Consider the following 17,844-nt stretch of genomic DNA (forward strand, 5'->3'; position numbering starts at 1 on the left):
TCAGAGCCCGGCAAACGGGCCGAACCCAGCCCTTTAGGAGGATGCCCCATGACCCATTCCGACAGGACCACCCTCTCGCGCCGCGCAGCCGTCGCCGGCCTTGCCGCCGGTGCCGCCGCTCTTGCGGCCCCCGGCATCGCGCGTGCCCAGAGACTGAACTGGATCGGCGCCAGTGCAACGCCGCCGACCGATTTCATCGCCCAGTCGCTCGACTTCTTCGCCAAGCGCCTCGGCGAACTGACGCAGGGCCAGATCACGACGACCACGCACCATGCCGGCTCGCTCGGCGGCGAGCGCGAGCATGTGGAAGGGCTGTTGCAGGGGGCGGTGCAGGTGGCATCCCCCGGCGCCTCGATCCTTGCCGGCTGGTACCGGCCCGCCGACATCTGGACCTATCCCTATCTGTTCAAGGATGTCGCCCATAAGGATCGGGTGATGACCTCCATGATCCAGGCCTATGGCGACGATGTCGCCAAGGTGGCGAAGCTGCGCCCCGTCGGCTCGATCCCGCGTATGCCGCGCATGCTCTCCTCGAGCCGGGTGGTGCGCACGCCCGCCGACCTCAGGGGCTTCAAGATCCGCGTGCCGGAGACGACGCTGTGGCGCCGGACCTTCGAGCGCTTCGGTGCTTCCCCCACGCCGCTGCCCTGGCCGGAGGTGTTCCAGGCCCTGAAGTCCGGCATCATCGAGGGCCAGGAAAACCCGATGGCGCTCACCTACAATGCCGGCATCTTCGACGTGAACCGCAACTTCGCGCTCACCGAGCACATGATGCAGGACAACCAGATCGTCCTGTCGGAACAGGTCTATGCGGGTCTCTCGGAAGCCCATCGCAAGGCGGTCAACCAGGCCGCACGCGACATGGAGAACGAGATGCGGCCGAAGGTGATCGCCGACGACAACCGCATCCTCCAACTGGTCAAGGCGAAGAATGTCGCCATCAACGATGTCGACAAGGATGCCTTCCGCGCCACGCTCCGCGGCATGGAGGACGAGTTCGCCCATGTGAAGCCGTGGGTCCAGCGCATCGGCGCGATCGCCTGACGGCGGCCTGACCGCAACCGGCGGGCGGCCGAACACGGCCGTCCGCCCCCGCGTCCCGTCTGCCGGAGAGTTCCCATGGCGCCCGAAACCAGCAGGCCCGGCCCCCTGCGTGCCGTCTGCGACGCCACCGACCGGGCCGCGGCCGTGGCCGCAGGGGCCTGCATCGCCGCCATCGTGGTGATCACGGTCGTGGCGGTCTGGTATCGCTACGTGCTCGGTGCCCCGCTGTCCTGGACCGAGCAGATCAGCCGTATCCTGTTCGTCTGGGTGACCTTCCTCGGCGCCGCGGTGCTCTACCGCCGCATGATCCACATCGTCATCGACATGCTGGTGATCATGCTGCCGGCGCCGATCCAGCGGCTGGTCTACTGGACCAACCAGGCGCTGATCCTCGTCTTCGCGCTCATGCTGCTTTGGTTTGGCGGCAAGCTCGCCCTCGACACCCTGGGCCAGACCTTCGGGGCGCTGGAGATCACGCCCGCAAGCTTCTATCTCGCCGCTCCCGTGTCGGCCGCGCTGATCCTGCTGTTCTGGGTGGAGAAGCTGGTCGATCCGTCGAAGCGTCTGCCCCAGGGCGACGTCCACCTCTGACCGGAGCCGTCGCCATGGCCAGCGTCCTGATGATCGGCTTCCTGGTGTTCCTGGCGATCGGCCTGCCGATCGCCTTCGCCATGGGGCTTGCCACCATCCTCGCCATCACCTGGCACGGGACGCTGCCCTATTCGCTGTTCGCGCAGCGGGCGCTGATCGGCGCCGATTCCTATTCGCTGCTGGCCATTCCGTTCTTCATCCTCGCCGGCAACCTGATGAATGTCGGCGGCATCACCGAGCGTATCATCGCCTTCGCCAATGCCTGCGTCGGCCGCTTCACGGGCGGGCTCGGCCTGACCACGGTCATGTCCTGCATGGTGTTTTCGGGCGTTTCGGGCTCGGCGGTGGCGGATGCGTCCGCGCTCGGCAAGGTGCTGATCCCCGGCATGAAGAAGCAGGGCTATGGCGGCGGCTTCGCGGCCTCGGTGACCGCGGCCGCCTCCGTCATGGGGCCGATCATCCCGCCATCCATCCCGCTGGTCATCTACGGCCTGTCGGTCGGCAAGGGCGTCTCGGTGGCGGCCCTGTTTCTCGGCGGTGTCATTCCCGGCCTGCTGCTGGCGCTCGGCCTGTCGCTGGTGGTCATCTGGATCGCCCGGCGGCGCAATTATCCGCGCCACGAGGCCGTGCCGTTCCGCCAGCTGGTGTCGAGCGCGGGCGAAGCCTCCTGGGCGCTGTTCATGCCGGTGCTGATCCTCGTCGGGATCACCGGCGGCGTCGTCACCGTCACCGAAAGCGCGGCGATTGCGGTGCTTTATGCGCTGTTCGTCGGCATCGTCATCCACCGCGAACTCGGCCTGCGCAATATCGGGCCGATCTTCGTCCAGACCGCGCTCGACACGGCGGTGGTGATGATCATCATCGCCTTTGCCTCCGGCTTCGGCTGGCTGATGGCGGTCAGCGGGCTGCCGCGTCAGGTGGCGACGCTGATCACGGGCATTTCGGACAATCCGCTGGTCATCCTGCTGCTCATCAACATCCTGCTGCTGGTGGTCGGCCTGTTCATGGAGGCGATCGCCGCCATGATCATCCTCCTGCCCGTGCTGATCCCGATCGTCGAGGCGGCCGGCATCGACCTGGTGCATTTCGGGCTGGTCATGGTGTTCAACCTGATGCTCGGGCTGCTCACCCCGCCGGTCGGCATCCTGCTCTACATCTGCGGCAACTTTGCCAATGTGAAGATCGAATCCGTCGTGCGCGAGGTGCTGCCGTTCCTCGCCGTCGGGTTCGTGGTGCTGCTGCTGATCACCTATATTCCGGGCCTTGTGCTGTGGCTGCCGAAACTGGTGCTCGGATGAGCGGGTCGTGACGGGGTTGATGGCATGGCGAGACTGACCGACAGGGTGGCGCTGGTGTTCGGCGCCGGTTCAGCGGGACCCGGCTGGGGAAATGGCAAGGCCTCGGCCGTGGCCTATGCGCGGGCGGGCGCGCGCGTCGCCTGCGTCGATATCAACCGCTCCGCCGCCGAGGAGACGGCCGAGCTCATCCGCGGCGAGAGCGGCACCGCGCAGGCCTTCGCCTGCGACGTGACGAAGCTGATCGAGATCGAGGACGTGGTGGCCCATGTCGCCGCCGCCTACGGGCCGGTCGACATCCTGCACAACAATGTCGGCCACGCGAAGATGGGCGGCCCGCCGGACCTGTCCGAGGAGGACTGGCGCCGCGAGATGGACCTCAACGTCACCGGCATGTTTCTGGCGTGCAAGGTGGTGATCCCGTCGATGCGCGCGCGCGGGCGCGGCGTCATCACCAATATCGGCTCCGCCGCCGGCCTGCGCTACACCGGCTATCCCTATGCCAGCTATTATGCGGCCAAGGGGGCGGTGAACCAGTTCACCGTCGGCATCGCCCTGCAATATGCGCGCGACGGTCTGCGCTGCAACGCGATCCTGCCCGGCATCATGGACACGCCGCTGATCTACCAGCAGATCAGCGCGGCCTATGACTCGCCCGAGGCGATGGTCAAGGCCCGCCACGAGTCCTCGCCGACGGGCCGCATGGGCACGGCCTGGGACGTGGCCCATGCGGCCGTGTTCCTGGCCGGCGACGAGGCGGGCTACATCAACGGCGTGCTGCTGCCCGTGGATGGCGGACTGACCGCCCGCTGCGGCTGAGCGGCCGCCCGCTCACCGCTCACGCCGGCAGGCGGCTCTCCACGAGCTTGGCCCAGTAGCTCACGCCGATCGGGATGATCTCGTCGTTGAAGTCATAGGCGGGATGATGCACCGGCGCGGTGTCGCCCTGGCCGATGAAGATGAAGGCGCCGGGACGCGCCTCCAGCATGTAGGAGAAATCCTCGCCGCCCATGATCGGCATGGTGTCACGGTTGACGCCCGCATCGCCGACCACGAGGGCCGCGGCATCGGCCGCATGAGGCGTGTGGGCCGGGTCGTTGACGGTGACCGGCACCACGCGCTCGTGAACGACAGTTGCCTTCGCGCCATAGGCCGAGGCCACCGTCTCGGCGACGTGTTTCAGCTGCTTCTCGATGAAGTCGCGCACGGCCCCGTCATGGGTGCGCACCGTGCCGCGCAGCTCGGCGGTCTGGGGAATGACATTGCCGACGGTGCCGCCATTGAAGGCGCCGATGGTGATGACAGCGTTCTTCAGCGGGTCGATGTTGCGCGAGACGATCGACTGGACGGCAATGACGATCTGGGCGGTCACGAGGATGGTGTCGACGGCCTGGTGAGGGCGCGCGGCATGGCCGCCCTTGCCCTCGATCTGGATGGTGAAATTGTCGACCGCCGCCAGCAGCGGGCCGGGCCTCAGCGCGAACTGGCCGACCGGCAGGCCCGGCGCATTGTGCATGCCATAGACCTCCTGGATGCCGAAGCGCTCCATCAGGCCGTCCTTGACCATGGCCTCGCCGCCCTTCTCACCCTCCTCGGCCGGCTGGAAGATGACGATGGCGGTGCCGTCGAAATTGCGCGTCTCGGCGAGATATTTGGCCGCGCCCAGCAGCATGGCGGTGTGCCCGTCATGGCCGCAGGCGTGCATCTTGCCGGCCACGGTGGAGGCGTGCGGCAGGCCGGTGATCTCGTGGAGCGGCAGCGCGTCCATGTCGGCCCGCAGGCCGATCACCCGGCCCGAGCCGCTGGCCCGTCCGTGGATGACACCGACCACACCGGTGCGGCCGATGCCGGTGACCACATCGTCGCAGCCGAAGGCCTTCAGCTTCTCCGCCACGATGCCCGCCGTGCGGTGCACGTCGAACTGCAGCTCGGGATGGGCGTGCAGGTCGCGGCGCCAGGCCGTGACCTCCTCATGGAGGGCGGCGATGCTGTTGAGGATGGGCATGGGAATGTCCTGGCGTGGCGGGGCATAGGGCAGGCGGGGCATGTCAGGCGGGCATCGCCCCGGCAATTGCCGGCCGGGGCGCGGGGACGGCGTCAGGCCGGCAGGCGGTTCTCGACGATCTTGGCCCAGTAGCTCATGCCGATGGGGATGATCTCGTCGTTGAAGTCATAGGCCGGGTGGTGGACCGAGGCGGTGTCGCCCTGGCCGATGAAGATGAAGGCGCCGGGGCGCGCCTCGAGCATGAACGAGAAATCCTCGCCGCCCATGACCGGAACGGTGTCGCGGATCACGCCCTCCTCGCCGACCACGGCGGCGGCCGCGTTGCCGGCATAGATCGCGTTGTCGGCATGGTTGCGCGTCACCGGATAGTCGCGGTGATAGTCGAGCCTCGCCGTGCCGCCGAACAGGGCCGCGGTGCCCTCGACGATCTCGTGCAGCCGCTTCTCGACGAAGTCGCGCATCTCCGGGGTGAGCGTGCGCACCGTGCCCTCCAGCGTCGCCGTCTGCGGAATGACATTGTTGGTGAAGCCGGCATTGAAGGCGCAGATGGAGACCACCGCGCTCTGCAGCGGATCGACGTTGCGCGAGACGATGGACTGAACGTTGGCAACGATGTGCGAGGCGATGAGGACCGTGTCCACCGCCAGATGCGGCTTGGCGGCATGGCCGCCCTTGCCCTCGACATGGATCAGGATGCGGTCGGCGGCCGCCATCAGCGGGCCGGCGCGCAGGGCGAAGCGGCCGACCGGCAGGCCCGGCGCGTTGTGCATGCCATAGACCTCGGAAATGCCGAAGCGCTCCATCATGCCGTCATTGACCATCTCGCGGCCGCCGCCACCGCCTTCTTCGGCGGGCTGGAAGATGACCGCCACGGAGCCGTCGAAATTGCGCGTCTCGGCGAGATATTTGGCAGCCCCCAGCAGCATGGCCGTGTGGCCGTCATGGCCGCAGGCGTGCATCTTGCCGGGCACCTTGGAGGCATGGGGCAGGCCGGTGATCTCGGTCAGCGGCAGTGCGTCCATGTCGGCACGCAGGCCGACGACCTTGCCGGAGCCGTTGGTCTTGCCCCGGATCAGGCCGACGACGCCGGTCTTGCCGATGCCGGTGACGATCTCGTCGCAGCCGAACTCCTTCAGCTTCTCCGCGACGATGGCCGCCGTGCGGTGGACATCGAACTGGAGCTCGGGGTTCTCGTGCAGGTCGCGACGCCAGGCGGTGACCTCCTCGTGCAGGGCGGAGATGCGGTTGACGATGGGCATGGCGGGTCTCCGGAAAGCGGATCGGGATGGGGTGGCGCCGGCTCAGGCCGGCATGCGGGTCTCGACGAGTCTGGCCCAGTAGCTCATGCCGATCGGCAGGATCTCGTCGTTGAAGTCGTAGGCTGGATGATGGACGCCGAAGGCGCCGCCCTGGCCGATGCCGACCATGCAGCCGGGACGCGCCTCCAGCATGAAGGAGAAATCCTCCGAGCCCATGCTGGGCGGCTTGTCGCGGCGGACATTGCCGATGCCGACGATGTCGGCGGCCGCCAGTGCGGCATGTTCGGATTCATCCGCGTGGTTCACCACCATGGGTGCGCCGTGGGTGTAGGTCAGCGTCGCGGTCGCGCCATAGGCGGCGGCCGTGTCCTCGATGGTGGTGCGCAGGCGCTGCTCGACCAGCGCCTGGACGCCCTTCGACAGGGTGCGCACCGACCCCATCAGGTCTGCGGTCTGCGGGATGACATTGTCGGTGAAGCCGGCATTGAAGGCGCAGATGGAGACCACCGCGCTTTCCAGCGGGTCGACATTGCGCGACAGCACCGACTGGACCGCAATCACGATCTGGCTGGCAACCAGCACCGTGTCCACCGCCTCGTGCGGACGGGCGGCGTGGCCGCCCTTGCCCTCGACGTGGATGTGGATGCGGTCGGCCGCGGCGCTGGAGGCCCCCGACCGCACGGCGAAGGTGCCGACAGGGTCCGGGCTGTTATGCATGCCATAGACCTCCTGGATGGCAAAGCGCTCCATCAATCCGTCGGCGACCATCTCGCGGGCGCCGCCCCCGCCTTCCTCGGCCGGCTGGAAGATGAGCACGGCCGTGCCGTCGAAATGGCGCGTCTCGGCGAGATATTTCCCCGCGCCCAGCAGCATGGCCATGTGCCCGTCGTGGCCGCAGGCGTGCATCTTGCCGGGCACGGTGGAGGCATAGGGCAGGCCGGTGATCTCGGTCAGCGGCAACGCGTCCATGTCCGAGCGCAGGCCGACAACGCGGCCCGACGCGGTGGAGCGGCCCCTTATCACGCCGACGACGCCGGATCGGCCGATGCCGGTCACCACCTCGTCGCAGCCGATCCCGGCGAGCCGCTCCGCCACGACACGCGACGTGCGGGGAAGGTCGAAGAGCAGTTCCGGATGGGCGTGGAAGTCGCGGCGCCAACGGGTGGCTTCGTCATGCAGACCGGCGATCCGGTTCACGATGGGCATGGAGGGTCCTAACGGGGAGACATGACAGAAAACCGGACCGGCACCCGCCGGTCAACCGGCCTGCCATGCAGGACGGTCCCCTTGACGCGCATGGCTGGTCTCGGGCTCCCTCTGGCCATGACAGTTCCCCAGCACTTCACCAGCCGCGAACTCCTCGAGCGCCTCGTGGCCTTCCCGACCGTCTCGGACGCCACCAATCTCGACTGCATCGACTTCATCGCCGGCTATCTGACCGGACACGGTGTCGATTTCGAGATCGTGCCGCAGGAGGACGGCCGCAACGCCAACATCTATGCCACGATCGGCCCGAAGACGGATGGCGGCATCATGCTGTCCGGCCATCTGGACGTGGTGCCGGTGGAGGGCCAGCCCTGGACGAGCGATCCGTTCACGCTGGTGCAGAAGGGCGACCGGCTCTACGGGCGCGGGGCCTGCGACATGAAGGGCTTCGATGCCTGCGTGCTGGCGGCCGTGCCGGCGATGGTCAGGGCCGATCTGAGCCGCCCCATCCACATCAGCCTGACCGCGGATGAGGAAATCCGCATGGACGGCGCGCGCGCCATTGCCGCCCGGTTCGGCAAGGATCTGCCGAAGCCGTCCGTCTGTTTCGTCGGCGAGCCGAGCCGCATGAAGGTCGTGACAGGCCACAAGGGCTATCTGCGGGTCGATACCCATGTGCGCGGCCACGAGGTGCATTCCTCCAACCGCTATCTCGGCGTCTCGGCGGTCTTCGTCGCGGCGCGCCTGGTCGCCTGGATCGAGGACCGGGATCTGCGGAACAGGGCCGAGGCGGAGCGGACCGGCGGCGTACCCTATTTCGACCCCTCCTGGACCATGCTGCATGTCGGGCGGATCGAGGGCGGCACCGCCCACAACATCACGGCGCTGGACTGCCGCTTCGTCACCGGCATCCGGCTGGTGCCGGGCGACGAGGGTATCGCCTATGTGCGCGAGTATCAGGACTTCATCGCGCGCGAGATCGAGCCGGCCATGAAGGCGGTGCATCCGGAATCCGGCGTGCATGTCACCTGGCGGGTCGGCGGACCGCCGCTCGGCCGCGAGGAGGACGGCGAGGCCGAGCGCATCGCCCGCCGGCTGACCGGCGACAACGGCATCCAGGTGGTGCCCTACGGCGCGGAGGCGGGCGTGTTCCAGCAGGCCGGGCTGTCCACCATCATCTGCGGACCCGGCGACATCGCCCAGGCGCACCAGCCGGACGAGTGGATCGAGATCTCGGAACTCGACCGGTGCGATGCCTTCATCGCCAGCCTGATCCGCGACCTGTCGGCCTGACGGCTGCGGCTGGCTCAGGCGGCCCAGCCGAGGGCTGCCAGCGCCTCCCGCATGTGGTCCGGCGGCTGCGCCTCGGCGCGGACGGGCTCGCGCTTCGGGTCATAGGGCAACACGATGGACCGGGCGAACAGATGCAGCCCCGGGCCGCCGCGGCGCGGCGCCGAGCCGTAGATCGTGTCGCCGAGGATCGGAAAGCCGGTCTCCGCGCAATGGACGCGCAGCTGGTGGGTGCGCCCGGTGACCGGCTCCAGCGCCAGCCATGCCCGCCCGCCGGCCCGGCCGAGGATCGTGAAACGGGTCAGCGACGGCTGGCCGCCGGGCGCAACCTTCATCCACCAGCCGCGCTTCGGATCGCGCGGGGCGAGCGGCAGGTCAATTTCGCCGGCATCCGCATCCGGACCGCCCTCGACCACCGCCCAGTAGGTCTTGGCCACTTCGCCGCGCTTGAACAGCAGGCCCAGCCGCTCCAGCGCGCGCCTGTGCCGGCCGAGAACCAGGCAGCCGGCCGTGTCCTTGTCGAGCCGGTGCGCGAGTTCGGGGTCGCGCGGCAGGCCGAAGCGCAGGACGTGGAGCTGGTCGGACAAGGTGACCCCGCCGCCCGGCCCCTTGTGGACCGGCAGGCCGGCCGGCTTGTCGAGAATCAGGATGTTGGCGTCGCGATGGATCAGCCGCGGGATGAGGCCGAGCGGGTCGGGCGGGACGGGATGATCGGTAGAGGGCGAAGCCGGACGGGACATGGCCCCAGCCGATCCCGTGTCGGGGCCGTCCTGTCAAGCCGCAGGCGCCTTGCCCTAGCCATCCCCGCCCATCCGGCCTAAATGCCGGACAGTCCCGTCACCCCGCCGCCAGCGAGATGCCTTGCCGATGTCCGATCAGCCGAAGCCCGACGAGCCGAAGCGGCCCGGTTTCTTCAAGCGGCTGTTCGGCCAGGACGGGCCTGTCGCGGCTTCGCCCGCCGCATCAGCCGATCTCGCCCCGGCCGCCGCACCGCCGGCCGCCGCGGTCCAGGAACCGAAGAAGAAGTGGTGGCAGCGGCTGAAGGAGGGCCTTGCCCGCACCTCGTCCAATCTCGGCCGGGGCGTCACCGACCTGTTCACCAAGCGCAAGCTGGACCACGCGACGCTGGAGGAACTGGAGGACCTGCTGATCCAGGCGGACCTCGGCGTCGACACGGCGGCGAAGATCACCGAGGCGCTGGCCAAGGGGCGGTTCGGCAAGGATATCGAACCGGAGGAGGTGCGCACCGTTCTGGCCACCGAGATCGAGGCCGTGCTGGCCCCTGTCGCAAGGCCGCTGGCGATCGGGGATGCGAAGCCCTTCGTCATCATGGTGGTCGGCGTCAACGGGGCCGGCAAGACCACCACGATCGGCAAGCTGGCCGCCAAGCTCCGCGCCGAGGGCCGGTCGGTGCTGCTCGGCGCAGGCGACACGTTCCGGGCCGCCGCCATCGAGCAGCTCAAGGTCTGGGGCGAGCGCGCCGGGGCGCCGGTCGTCACCCGCCCGCAGGGCTCTGACGCGGCGGGCCTTGCCTTCGACACGCTGAAACAGGCGCAGGAAACCGGAACCGACGTGGTCATCCTCGACACGGCCGGGCGGCTGCAGAACAAGTCCGAGCTGATGGCCGAGCTGGAAAAGGTCGTCCGGGTGATGCGCAAGGTTGATGCCGGCGCGCCCCATGCCGTGCTGCTCGTGCTCGATGCCACCACCGGGCAGAATGCGCTGTCGCAGGTGGATGCTTTTGCGAAGACGGCCGGTGTCACCGGGCTGGTCATGACCAAGCTCGACGGCACGGCCCGCGGCGGCATCCTCGTGGCGGTTGCGGCACGCACCGGCCTGCCGGTTCATTTCATCGGCGTCGGCGAGGGCGTGGACGACCTCGAACCCTTTGCCGCCCGCGATTTTGCCCGCGCCATTGTCGGGCTCGAGGAGAGCTGAGGGCCGCGGCCGGTATGGTGGTCGCACAAAATAGGATTATTGTCATTGACAGCGTGACGATGGTTCGCTATGTTTCGGATATGTTCCGGTTCTGCGCCCTGCCGGTCGATCCGGGCTCCCGGACGGACATCCCCACGCCCCGGCTCGTCCCTTCCCCGCAGGCCTGAACGGCCTGCCGGGCGCGGCCACATCGCCTGAAGACGGCGCCAATCGCCCACCTCCCGCAGAAGCACAGGAAACACCGGGGTCCGCGCGCGGGCATCGGGGCGAAACTGCGCCGGGAGAAACGGGCAGCCAGCAAAGACACCCATTCGAAAGGCCTCCCCATGCGCCACACGCCCTCGCGCTCGCTGTCCTCCTCGCAGCTCTCCCGCCGCAGCATCGCCCTGTTCATGGCCGCCGTTCCCCTGGCGGCCGTTCCCCTGGCGGCTCTGCCGCTGACGACCCTTGCGGCGAGCGCCCGCCCGATGCTCGTCGTGACCATGCCGGCCGAACTCGGCGGCGATCTCCTGAAGGCGCGGCTGAAGGTTGCGGCCTATGCCGACGTGGTCGACGCCACCATGACGCTGCCGGCCATGTGGCGGCGCTATACCAGCCAGATCCATGTCGAGCGCGGCCCGACGGGTCGCGAAATCCGCATCGGCGGTTTCAATCCGCTGCGCGACATGTCCCGCGAACTGGCCGCCGCCGAGACCCAGCGCCGGTCCGGCCCGGCCTTCTCCGATTGTGATGCGGCCATGGCCGACCTGATCGGCCTGCATGGCGAGATGGCTTCGCTGGTGAACGAGGCCGCAGCTCATTTCGGCGCCGGCGGCCATCGGCAGGACGGTGGCGAGCAGGCGCGCGCCCTTCATCACCGCCTGCACGCGGTCGTGCCCGCCTATCTCGCCGCGCGACAGAGCGCGCGCGACCGGCTGGAGGCGATCCGATCGGTCGTCGAGACTGCGGAACTTGCCGCCTTCGAGCGCGCGACCGGCCGTGACGGGCGCTGGTTCATCCGCCGCGCGACGGTGGAGGCCCGCAAGGTCATGGCGGTGTTCCCGCGCGCCGGCGGCATCATCGACACTGCCGCGCTGGAGGCGGCTCTGGTCGCCTACGAGGCCTTTGCCGGCGAGTTCGAGGCCCATGCGGCCGCCAACCCCGAATCGGTCGGTCCGTTCGGACGCGCGCCGCGCGGCTTTGCCGTCGGCATCCGCCGGGTGCAGGAGCGCATCCAGGCCTTTCCGGCCAGTCCGAAGCGCTGGGCACCGGAGATCGGCGATATCGAGCCGGCCTTCCAGACGCTGTCGCAGCTGGCCGATGCGCTGTTGCGGCCGGCTGCCTGAGCCCCGATTGACGGCAGGGCCGGGGGGGTGACAGACAGGGCCATGGCCTTCATCCCGCCCGACGCATCATGAGCGAGCCCGCTGCCGCCGCCCCGGCGCCGACCGGTCTTGCAGACCGGCTGCGCCATGTCTGGAACGACAATCTCGCGCGTCCGGTCAGGGCCCTGAAGGCGGCCTATCTGCCGCTGCTGATGATCTATTTCGCCTATGGCGCGCTCGGCATCATCGATGTCTCGCGCGACATGTGGGTGAAGGAGAGCCTGTCGCTGACGCCGGCCGAGCTTGCCGGCATCGGTGTCTGGCTGTCGCTGCCCTGGACCGTGAAGATGGTGTTCGGGCAGCTGGTCGATTCGGTTCCGATCCTCGGCTCGCAGCGCCGCGCCTATGTGCTGATCGGGGCCGGTTTCACCTCTGCCGGTCTGGTCACGCTGGCCGGCGGCGCGGGCGGCTGGCTGACATTCCTCAGGCCCGACGGCCTGTTCGTTCTCGGCGCCCTGCTCATCGTGCTCGGCGCGGTGATCCAGGACGTGGTGGCCGATGCCATGTCCACCGAGGTGGTGCCGCGCACGGAGGCCGATGGCAGCGCCCGGCCCGATGCCGACATCCGCGCCGATCTCGGCATGGTGCAGGTGCTGGGGCGGCTTGCGCTCGGCATCGGCATCCTGTCGGTGGCCGGCCTGTCCGGCCTGCTCGCCACGGTGATGAGCCGCGAGCAGGTGTTTCTCGCCGGCCTCGTCATTCCGGCCATCTCGGTCACCGGCGTGTTCCTCGCCCGCGCCGAGACGCCGGAGCGCCAGCCGCTGGACTGGCGCATCCTGGGCGGCGGCCTCGCCTTCGGCGCCTTCGTCATCGGCGTTGCGCTGGGCGGCATCCCCTATGCGCAGGAGGTGGTGTTCGCGGTCTCGATGGCCGTGATCTGCACCATGCTCTGGCTGCTGATCCGCGATCTCGACGAGAAGACACGCCGGTCGATCATCTTCGCCTCGGTCATCATCTTCGCGTTCCGCGCCACGCCGTCCGTCGGCGACGGCTATTTCTGGTGGACGCTGGATATCCTGAAGTTCGACGAGGCCTTCTACGGCGTGCTGCGCCAGACCGGCGCGGTCATCGCCATCGCCGCCATGTGGCTGTTCTCCCGCCAGCTCACCGAATATTCGGTGACCACGGTGCTGTTCTGGATCGCGGTGGCGGGCACGCTTCTGTCGCTGCCCAATATCGGGCTCTACTATGGCCTCGCCGACTGGACGCAGGCCAATTTCGGCTTCGGCGCCCGCACGATCGCGCTTGTCGACGCGGCGACATCCTCGCCTTTCGCGCAGCTCTCGATGATCCCGCTGCTGACGCTGGTCGCCTATTACGCGCCGGCGGGGCGGCGGGCGACCTGGTTCGCGCTGATGGCCTCGCTGATGAACCTGGCGCTCGTCGCCGGCCAGTTGCAGACCAAGTACCTGAACCAGATCTTCACGGTCGGGCGCGGCGTCTATGACGATCTCGGCCAGCTGCTGGTGATCGCCACCGTCATCGGCTTCGTGCTGCCGGTGACCGTGATCCTGATGTTCCGCAAGCGGGTGTGAGGGACGTCAGCGGCAGGGGCGGGCGCGTCCGTGCGCGTCCCGGCAGGGCTGCCGGACCGGCTGGTGACTGTGCGCGACGCGCGGATGGGCGCTCTCGGGAACGAAGTAGTAGGTGCGCGGGGTGACCACCGGGCGGTAGATGACCGGCCCGGCATGGTGCTGCCAGAACAGCCAGGACGATCCCGCGAACGCGGTGTCGGCCGGAACGGTCGCGGCGAGGCCGCCTAGGACGAGGGCAAGGGCGACGGGCCGCAGGGCCTTGAACGGGCGAAGGGTCATGGTGCGCACTCCGGAACGGAAGCGAAGTCTCGCCGAACAGGGTGACCAAACCGTTTCCACCGGTCTTCCCTCGTCAGCGCGATGGCCTACATTGGCAGGATGAGCAGGGATCATCGTTCCGAACAGGACCGGCGCCGGCAGGAGGAGGCCGAGCGGGCGCTTTCCCGCGTGCATCAGGATTCGGCACCGATCATGGAATCGGCGCTGCGGCGCAGCACGGACTTCCTCACGGCCAGGGGCGAGTCGACCGATCCGGCCGAGATCTGGGGCAAGCGCGTGGGGCGCATCCTCGCCATCCTCGTCGGCATCGGCTGTCTCGTCGTGCTCTATGTCACCTATATCCGCTGACGCATGAGCGAGCCCGTCCCGCCGCTGCCCTCCGACCCCGGCGACCTGAAGGCGCCGGACCTTGCGACCTTCGAGGCGCTGGCCAACCGCGCCTACGAGGGCCTGCCCGAGGATTTCCGTGCGCTGTGCCGGGGCCTGGTCATCCGGGTGGAGGATTTCCCCACCGACGAGGTGCTGAAGGAGATGAAGGCCGAGACGGATTTCGACCTGCTCGGCCTGTTCCAGGGCCTCGGCATGCCGTTCCAGTCGGTGCAGCATTCCGGGGCCATGCCCAACATGATCTGGCTCTACCGCCGGCCGATCCTGGACTACTGGGCCGAGCACGACGAGACGCTGGGCGCCGTCATCACCCATGTGCTGGTGCACGAGATCGGCCACCATTTCGGCCTGTCGGACCCGGACATGGAGGCGATCGAGCGGCGGGGGGAGTAGGCGGCCGGCAGGCTTCGTCTCACCCCTTCTTGCCAAATTTCCACCATTTCTTCTTCTCTTCCGGCATCTCGGTGCCGGGGGGTGGCGGGGCGACCACCTTGCCGAAGCTCTCGAAGAACTCGCCGGCCAGCTTCTTGGCCGTGGCGTCGATCAGGCGCGAGCCGAGCTGGGCGATCTTGCCGGAAATCTGGCTCTTCACGTCGTAGGACAGGATGGTGACGGTCTCGCTCTCCTCCGCGAGCTTCACCGTCGCGCCGCCCTTGGCCATGCCGGCGACGCCGCCATTGCCCTCGCCGGAGATCGTGTAGCCGTTCGGCGGGTCGATATCGGACAGCGTCACGCTGCCGGAAAACGTCGCCTTGACCGGGCCGATCTTCAGCACGGCCTTGGCGGCAAAGCCGTTGTCGCCGGTGCGCTCCATGCTCTGGCAGCCGGGGATGCACTGCTTGAGCACCTCCGGATCGTTGAGCGCGGCCCAGACCACCTCGCGCGGGGCCTCGATGCGCTGCGTGCCGGTCATGTCCATGGCGATGGTTCCAAATGTGGGAAGGCTGCGGATGGGGCGGCAAGACTAGGCCCCGGCGCCGGGGCCTGTCGAGTGCGGTGCGGAACGGGTCAGCCGCCAGGCTTCTCGCCCGTCGACTGTTCCAGGGCGTTGAGGGCATCGGCGAGGCGGGCCTTGGCGGATCCCGGGCGCAGGGGCTTCTGCTGGCTCTCGTGCGGCGCCCAGCCGGACAGCGTGACGACCTGGAAGGTCGCGCGGATGCGCCCGTCCGGATCGGAAAAGCGCTGATGATAGACCTCCGCCATGCGCAGCAGGGTGGCGCGCCTGAGCGGCACGCGGCGGCGCGCGAGCAGCGGATTGGTGGCGCCCATGGCGCGCAGGTCCCGCATCAGCGCGAAGACATCGCCATAGCGCACCGTCAGCCGGTCGGAATCGGTGACCGGCAGGGCAAAGCCCGCCCGCTGCAGCAACGCGCCGATGTCGCGCACGTCCGCGAAGGGGGCAACGCGCGGCGACAGGCCGCCATCGACCTCGCTCTCGGCGACGGCAAAGGCCTCGCGCAGTTCGGCGAGCGTGTCGCCGCCGAGCAGGGCCGCGAGGAACAGGCCGTCAGGCTTCAGGGCGCGCCGGACCTGCGCGAACAGGCCCGGCAGATCGTCGACCAGTTGCAGGCCGAGCGCCGAGACAATCAGATCGAGGCTTCCGGCGGCAAAGGGCAGGGCCTCGACGGGGGCCACGACGACCGGCGCGCGGCGGGAGGCGGCCAGGGCCGGCAGGCTCTCGCAGGCGACCGGCCGCGGCAGGCCGCGCGCCTCCAGAACCTCGCGCAGCGCATCGGACGGCGTGGCGATCTCGGCCACCTGCCGGAAGCTGCGCTGGACCAGCGACAGCCGGTCGGCCAGATCCTCGGCCACCGATCGCAGCAGGAAGTCCGCCGGCCCCTGGCGAAAGGCGCGCAGCCGGCGCGCGCCGGTCAGAAGGGTGTCGAAATGGCGCGGCGTGGTCATCTGCCGCATATGGCGGCTCGACCGCGGGGCGTCAAACGCTGCGAACCAGCCGGTGCGGCGATCCGGCGGTGGACGTTTGGCCCGTCCCGCCCCAGTTTCGCCGGGAACATCGTGTCATCACGCCCGCTCTGACCGACGGCATTCCCGAGTGGCTCCATGATCCATCCCCTGTCCCGCCGCAACCTCCTTGCCATTGCCGCTGCCGCGGGGCTTGCCCCGGCCCTTGGCGGGCAGGCCGCGGCCGCTGCCGTGCCGCTGCGCTTCGGACGGCCCGAGCCCTTCACCTATGAGGGGCTGAAGGTGATGGCGCGCGAGCGGGCGGCCAGGCCCTATGTCGAGCCGCCGCGGCCGAGCCCGGACGTGGTCCGCCAGATCGACTACGACGCCCACGGCAAGCTGCGCTACGCCAAGGATTCCGCCCTGTTCGCCGAAGGCGCCGGCGCCTTCCCGGTCACCTTCCAGCATGTCGGGCTCTATTTCCCGAAGACGGTGCGGATGCATGCGCTGGCCAACGGCCAGGCGCGCGAGGTGCTCTACGACCAGCGCCTGTTCGCGGTGCAGCCGGACCATCCGGCCGCCGGCCTGCCGGCCGATGCCTCGGCGTTCGCGGGCCTGTGGATTCAGGAGCCCAAGTCCGGGCCGTGGAAGGAACAGGAGCCCTGGGCCACCTGGCTCGGCGCATCCTATTTCCGCGCGGTCGGCGAACTCGGCCAGGTCGGGCTGTCGGCCCGCGGCATCGCGCTCGCCCCCGGCCAGGGGCCGGGACCGGAGGAATTCCCCGACTTCGTCGCCTTCTGGATCGAGCCGGCAGAGACCGAGACCGATCCCGTCACGCTCTATGCGCTGCTCGACGGCCCCTCGGTCACCGGCGCCTACCGGTTCCAGTGCCGGCGCACCAGCGGCGTGGTCATGGACATCGAGGCGGCGATGACGTTCCGCTCCCGGGTCACCCATCTCGGCGTGGCGCCGCTCACGTCGATGTACTGGTATTCGGAGACGACCTCGTCGCGCACCATCGACTGGCGGCCCGAGGTGCATGATTCCGACGGCCTGGCGGTGTGGACCGGCGCGGGCGAGCGCATCTGGCGGCCGCTGAACAACCCGCCGCGCACCATGACGTCGAGCTTCGTCGACCGGGCGCCGCGCGGCTTCGGCCTGCTGCAGCGCGACCGCGAGTTCCTGCATTATCTCGACGGCGTGAAATACGAGAAGCGGCCATCGGCCTGGGTGGAGCCGCAGGGCGACTGGGGCACCGGCGCGGTCCAGCTGGTCGAATTGCGGACCGACGACGAGATCCACGACAATATCGTCGCCATGTGGGTGCCGGATACCCCGTCCGAGCCCGGCTCGTCGCGCGAGTATCGCTACCGCCTGCACTGGCTGGCGGACGAGCCCTATCCGACGCCGCTGGCGCGCGTGGTGGCGACCCGCCTCGGCCGCGGCGGACAGCCCGGCCAGCCCAGGCCCGACGGCGTGCGCAAGTTCCTCATCGAGTTCAAGGGCGGGCCGCTGTCCAGCCTGCCGAAGGGCGTCATCCCGGAGCCGGTCCTGTGGACGTCGCGCGGGGAGTTCGGGGCCTATCGCTATACCGAGGCGGTGCCGAACGATGTGCCCGGTCACTGGCGCACGCAGTTCGACCTGAAGGTCGAGGGCAGCGAGCCGGTGGAGATGCGCTGCTATCTCAGGGTCGGCGACCATGTTGCCTCCGAGACCTGGCTCTACCAGTATCATCCCGGCGCCTGAGGC

General features: G+C 69.0%; 18 protein-coding genes. 11 read left to right on the forward strand and 7 right to left on the reverse strand.

The features are described 5' to 3' along the window. Nucleotides 1-48: 48 nt before the first annotated feature. The 4 genes from ACTIFS_RS09915 (at nucleotide 49) to ACTIFS_RS09930 (ending at nucleotide 3,749) form a co-directional block, all read left to right on the forward strand. Entirely contained in the window at nucleotides 49-1,044 is a 996-nt protein-coding gene (locus tag ACTIFS_RS09915; protein WP_439573929.1) for a TRAP transporter substrate-binding protein, read from the forward strand. Nucleotides 1,045-1,119: 75 nt separating this feature from the next. Then, complete coding sequence (locus ACTIFS_RS09920; protein ID WP_439573930.1) at nucleotides 1,120-1,635, forward strand: TRAP transporter small permease; 516 nt, start codon at nucleotides 1,120-1,122, stop codon at nucleotides 1,633-1,635. Nucleotides 1,636-1,649: 14 nt separating this feature from the next. Beyond that, nucleotides 1,650-2,933 carry a TRAP transporter large permease gene (locus ACTIFS_RS09925; protein WP_439573931.1) on the forward strand — a complete coding sequence of 428 codons (1,284 nt, stop codon included), beginning with the start codon at nucleotides 1,650-1,652 and terminating at the stop codon, nucleotides 2,931-2,933. A gap of 24 nt (nucleotides 2,934-2,957) precedes the next feature. Beyond that, nucleotides 2,958-3,749 (forward strand): SDR family NAD(P)-dependent oxidoreductase, encoded by a 792-nt coding sequence (locus ACTIFS_RS09930; protein ID WP_439573932.1) that lies wholly within the window; start codon nucleotides 2,958-2,960, stop codon nucleotides 3,747-3,749. Between the two features lie 19 nt (nucleotides 3,750-3,768). Here ACTIFS_RS09930 and ACTIFS_RS09935 read toward each other — a convergent pair whose 3' ends face one another. The 3 genes from ACTIFS_RS09935 to ACTIFS_RS09945 form a co-directional block, all read right to left on the reverse strand. Continuing rightward, a complete protein-coding gene (locus ACTIFS_RS09935; RefSeq protein ID WP_439573933.1) occupies nucleotides 3,769-4,935 on the reverse strand; it encodes a M20 aminoacylase family protein in 1,167 nt (388 codons plus the stop codon). Between the two features lie 92 nt (nucleotides 4,936-5,027). Then, the gene (locus tag ACTIFS_RS09940; RefSeq protein ID WP_439573934.1) at nucleotides 5,028-6,194 is read right to left on the reverse strand and encodes a M20 aminoacylase family protein; all 1,167 of its coding nucleotides are present in this window, start codon (nucleotides 6,192-6,194) and stop codon (nucleotides 5,028-5,030) included. Nucleotides 6,195-6,236: 42 nt separating this feature from the next. Beyond that, nucleotides 6,237-7,400 (reverse strand): M20 aminoacylase family protein, encoded by a 1,164-nt coding sequence (locus ACTIFS_RS09945; protein WP_439573935.1) that lies wholly within the window; start codon nucleotides 7,398-7,400, stop codon nucleotides 6,237-6,239. Nucleotides 7,401-7,517: 117 nt separating this feature from the next. Here ACTIFS_RS09945 and argE point away from each other — a divergent pair, with 117 nt between their 5' ends. After that, nucleotides 7,518-8,693 carry an acetylornithine deacetylase gene (argE, locus tag ACTIFS_RS09950; RefSeq protein ID WP_439573936.1) on the forward strand — a complete coding sequence of 392 codons (1,176 nt, stop codon included), beginning with the start codon at nucleotides 7,518-7,520 and terminating at the stop codon, nucleotides 8,691-8,693. 14 nt (nucleotides 8,694-8,707) lie between these two features. Here argE and ACTIFS_RS09955 read toward each other — a convergent pair whose 3' ends face one another. Continuing rightward, nucleotides 8,708-9,430 carry an RluA family pseudouridine synthase gene (locus ACTIFS_RS09955; protein WP_439573937.1) on the reverse strand — a complete coding sequence of 241 codons (723 nt, stop codon included), beginning with the start codon at nucleotides 9,428-9,430 and terminating at the stop codon, nucleotides 8,708-8,710. A gap of 127 nt (nucleotides 9,431-9,557) precedes the next feature. Between ACTIFS_RS09955 and ftsY the strand changes: the two genes are divergently transcribed. The 3 genes from ftsY (at nucleotide 9,558) to ACTIFS_RS09970 (ending at nucleotide 13,527) form a co-directional block, all read left to right on the forward strand. Continuing rightward, nucleotides 9,558-10,628, forward strand: coding sequence for a signal recognition particle-docking protein FtsY (ftsY, locus tag ACTIFS_RS09960; protein WP_439573938.1), 1,071 nt, complete (start codon nucleotides 9,558-9,560; stop codon nucleotides 10,626-10,628). Between the two features lie 326 nt (nucleotides 10,629-10,954). Beyond that, nucleotides 10,955-11,953 (forward strand): DUF3829 domain-containing protein, encoded by a 999-nt coding sequence (locus tag ACTIFS_RS09965; RefSeq protein WP_439573939.1) that lies wholly within the window; start codon nucleotides 10,955-10,957, stop codon nucleotides 11,951-11,953. A gap of 68 nt (nucleotides 11,954-12,021) precedes the next feature. Then, nucleotides 12,022-13,527: a hypothetical protein gene (locus tag ACTIFS_RS09970; protein ID WP_439573940.1), complete on the forward strand. Its 1,506-nt coding sequence runs from the start codon at nucleotides 12,022-12,024 to the stop codon at nucleotides 13,525-13,527. Nucleotides 13,528-13,533: 6 nt separating this feature from the next. Here ACTIFS_RS09970 and ACTIFS_RS09975 read toward each other — a convergent pair whose 3' ends face one another. After that, nucleotides 13,534-13,806, reverse strand: coding sequence for a hypothetical protein (locus ACTIFS_RS09975; protein ID WP_439573941.1), 273 nt, complete (start codon nucleotides 13,804-13,806; stop codon nucleotides 13,534-13,536). A 99-nt stretch (nucleotides 13,807-13,905) separates the two neighbouring features. Between ACTIFS_RS09975 and ACTIFS_RS09980 the strand changes: the two genes are divergently transcribed. Together ACTIFS_RS09980 and ACTIFS_RS09985 are read left to right on the forward strand one after the other, a co-directional pair. Continuing rightward, nucleotides 13,906-14,154 (forward strand): hypothetical protein, encoded by a 249-nt coding sequence (locus ACTIFS_RS09980; protein WP_439573942.1) that lies wholly within the window; start codon nucleotides 13,906-13,908, stop codon nucleotides 14,152-14,154. Nucleotides 14,155-14,157: 3 nt separating this feature from the next. Further along, complete coding sequence (locus ACTIFS_RS09985) at nucleotides 14,158-14,586, forward strand: metallopeptidase family protein (RefSeq protein WP_439573943.1); 429 nt, start codon at nucleotides 14,158-14,160, stop codon at nucleotides 14,584-14,586. 19 nt (nucleotides 14,587-14,605) lie between these two features. Here ACTIFS_RS09985 and ACTIFS_RS09990 read toward each other — a convergent pair whose 3' ends face one another. Then, nucleotides 14,606-15,112: an SRPBCC family protein gene (locus ACTIFS_RS09990; RefSeq protein WP_439573944.1), complete on the reverse strand. Its 507-nt coding sequence runs from the start codon at nucleotides 15,110-15,112 to the stop codon at nucleotides 14,606-14,608. An 89-nt stretch (nucleotides 15,113-15,201) separates the two neighbouring features. Beyond that, nucleotides 15,202-16,107, reverse strand: coding sequence for a methyltransferase domain-containing protein (locus ACTIFS_RS09995; protein ID WP_439573945.1), 906 nt, complete (start codon nucleotides 16,105-16,107; stop codon nucleotides 15,202-15,204). A gap of 147 nt (nucleotides 16,108-16,254) precedes the next feature. On the opposite strand from ACTIFS_RS09995, the gene ACTIFS_RS10000 reads away from it, so the two are divergent. Further along, nucleotides 16,255-17,841 carry a glucan biosynthesis protein gene (locus ACTIFS_RS10000; protein WP_439573946.1) on the forward strand — a complete coding sequence of 529 codons (1,587 nt, stop codon included), beginning with the start codon at nucleotides 16,255-16,257 and terminating at the stop codon, nucleotides 17,839-17,841. Nucleotides 17,842-17,844 lie beyond the last annotated feature (3 nt).

Origin of the sequence: Phreatobacter sp. (assembly GCF_051860605.1) — a bacterium.
Classification (GTDB): Bacteria; Pseudomonadota; Alphaproteobacteria; order Rhizobiales; family Phreatobacteraceae; genus Phreatobacter.

Excerpts from the sequence above, each read along its gene's own strand:
- ACTIFS_RS10000 (WP_439573946.1), top strand. The coding sequence starts at position 16,255 with ATGATCCATCCCCTGTCCCGCCGCAACCTCCTTGCCATTGCCGCTGCC.
- ACTIFS_RS09945 (WP_439573935.1), bottom strand. The coding sequence starts at position 7,400 with ATGCCCATCGTGAACCGGATCGCCGGTCTGCATGACGAAGCCACCCGT.
- ACTIFS_RS09930 (WP_439573932.1), top strand. The coding sequence starts at position 2,958 with ATGGCGAGACTGACCGACAGGGTGGCGCTGGTGTTCGGCGCCGGTTCA.
- ACTIFS_RS09935 (WP_439573933.1), bottom strand. The coding sequence starts at position 4,935 with ATGCCCATCCTCAACAGCATCGCCGCCCTCCATGAGGAGGTCACGGCC.
- ACTIFS_RS09920 (WP_439573930.1), top strand. The coding sequence starts at position 1,120 with ATGGCGCCCGAAACCAGCAGGCCCGGCCCCCTGCGTGCCGTCTGCGAC.
- ACTIFS_RS09925 (WP_439573931.1), top strand. The coding sequence starts at position 1,650 with ATGGCCAGCGTCCTGATGATCGGCTTCCTGGTGTTCCTGGCGATCGGC.
- argE (WP_439573936.1), top strand. The coding sequence starts at position 7,518 with ATGACAGTTCCCCAGCACTTCACCAGCCGCGAACTCCTCGAGCGCCTC.
- ACTIFS_RS09980 (WP_439573942.1), top strand. The coding sequence starts at position 13,906 with ATGAGCAGGGATCATCGTTCCGAACAGGACCGGCGCCGGCAGGAGGAG.
- ftsY (WP_439573938.1), top strand. The coding sequence starts at position 9,558 with ATGTCCGATCAGCCGAAGCCCGACGAGCCGAAGCGGCCCGGTTTCTTC.
- ACTIFS_RS09940 (WP_439573934.1), bottom strand. The coding sequence starts at position 6,194 with ATGCCCATCGTCAACCGCATCTCCGCCCTGCACGAGGAGGTCACCGCC.
- ACTIFS_RS09995 (WP_439573945.1), bottom strand. The coding sequence starts at position 16,107 with ATGCGGCAGATGACCACGCCGCGCCATTTCGACACCCTTCTGACCGGC.
- ACTIFS_RS09975 (WP_439573941.1), bottom strand. The coding sequence starts at position 13,806 with ATGACCCTTCGCCCGTTCAAGGCCCTGCGGCCCGTCGCCCTTGCCCTC.
- ACTIFS_RS09955 (WP_439573937.1), bottom strand. The coding sequence starts at position 9,430 with ATGTCCCGTCCGGCTTCGCCCTCTACCGATCATCCCGTCCCGCCCGAC.
- ACTIFS_RS09970 (WP_439573940.1), top strand. The coding sequence starts at position 12,022 with ATGAGCGAGCCCGCTGCCGCCGCCCCGGCGCCGACCGGTCTTGCAGAC.
- ACTIFS_RS09985 (WP_439573943.1), top strand. The coding sequence starts at position 14,158 with ATGAGCGAGCCCGTCCCGCCGCTGCCCTCCGACCCCGGCGACCTGAAG.
- ACTIFS_RS09915 (WP_439573929.1), top strand. The coding sequence starts at position 49 with ATGACCCATTCCGACAGGACCACCCTCTCGCGCCGCGCAGCCGTCGCC.
- ACTIFS_RS09990 (WP_439573944.1), bottom strand. The coding sequence starts at position 15,112 with ATGGACATGACCGGCACGCAGCGCATCGAGGCCCCGCGCGAGGTGGTC.
- ACTIFS_RS09965 (WP_439573939.1), top strand. The coding sequence starts at position 10,955 with ATGCGCCACACGCCCTCGCGCTCGCTGTCCTCCTCGCAGCTCTCCCGC.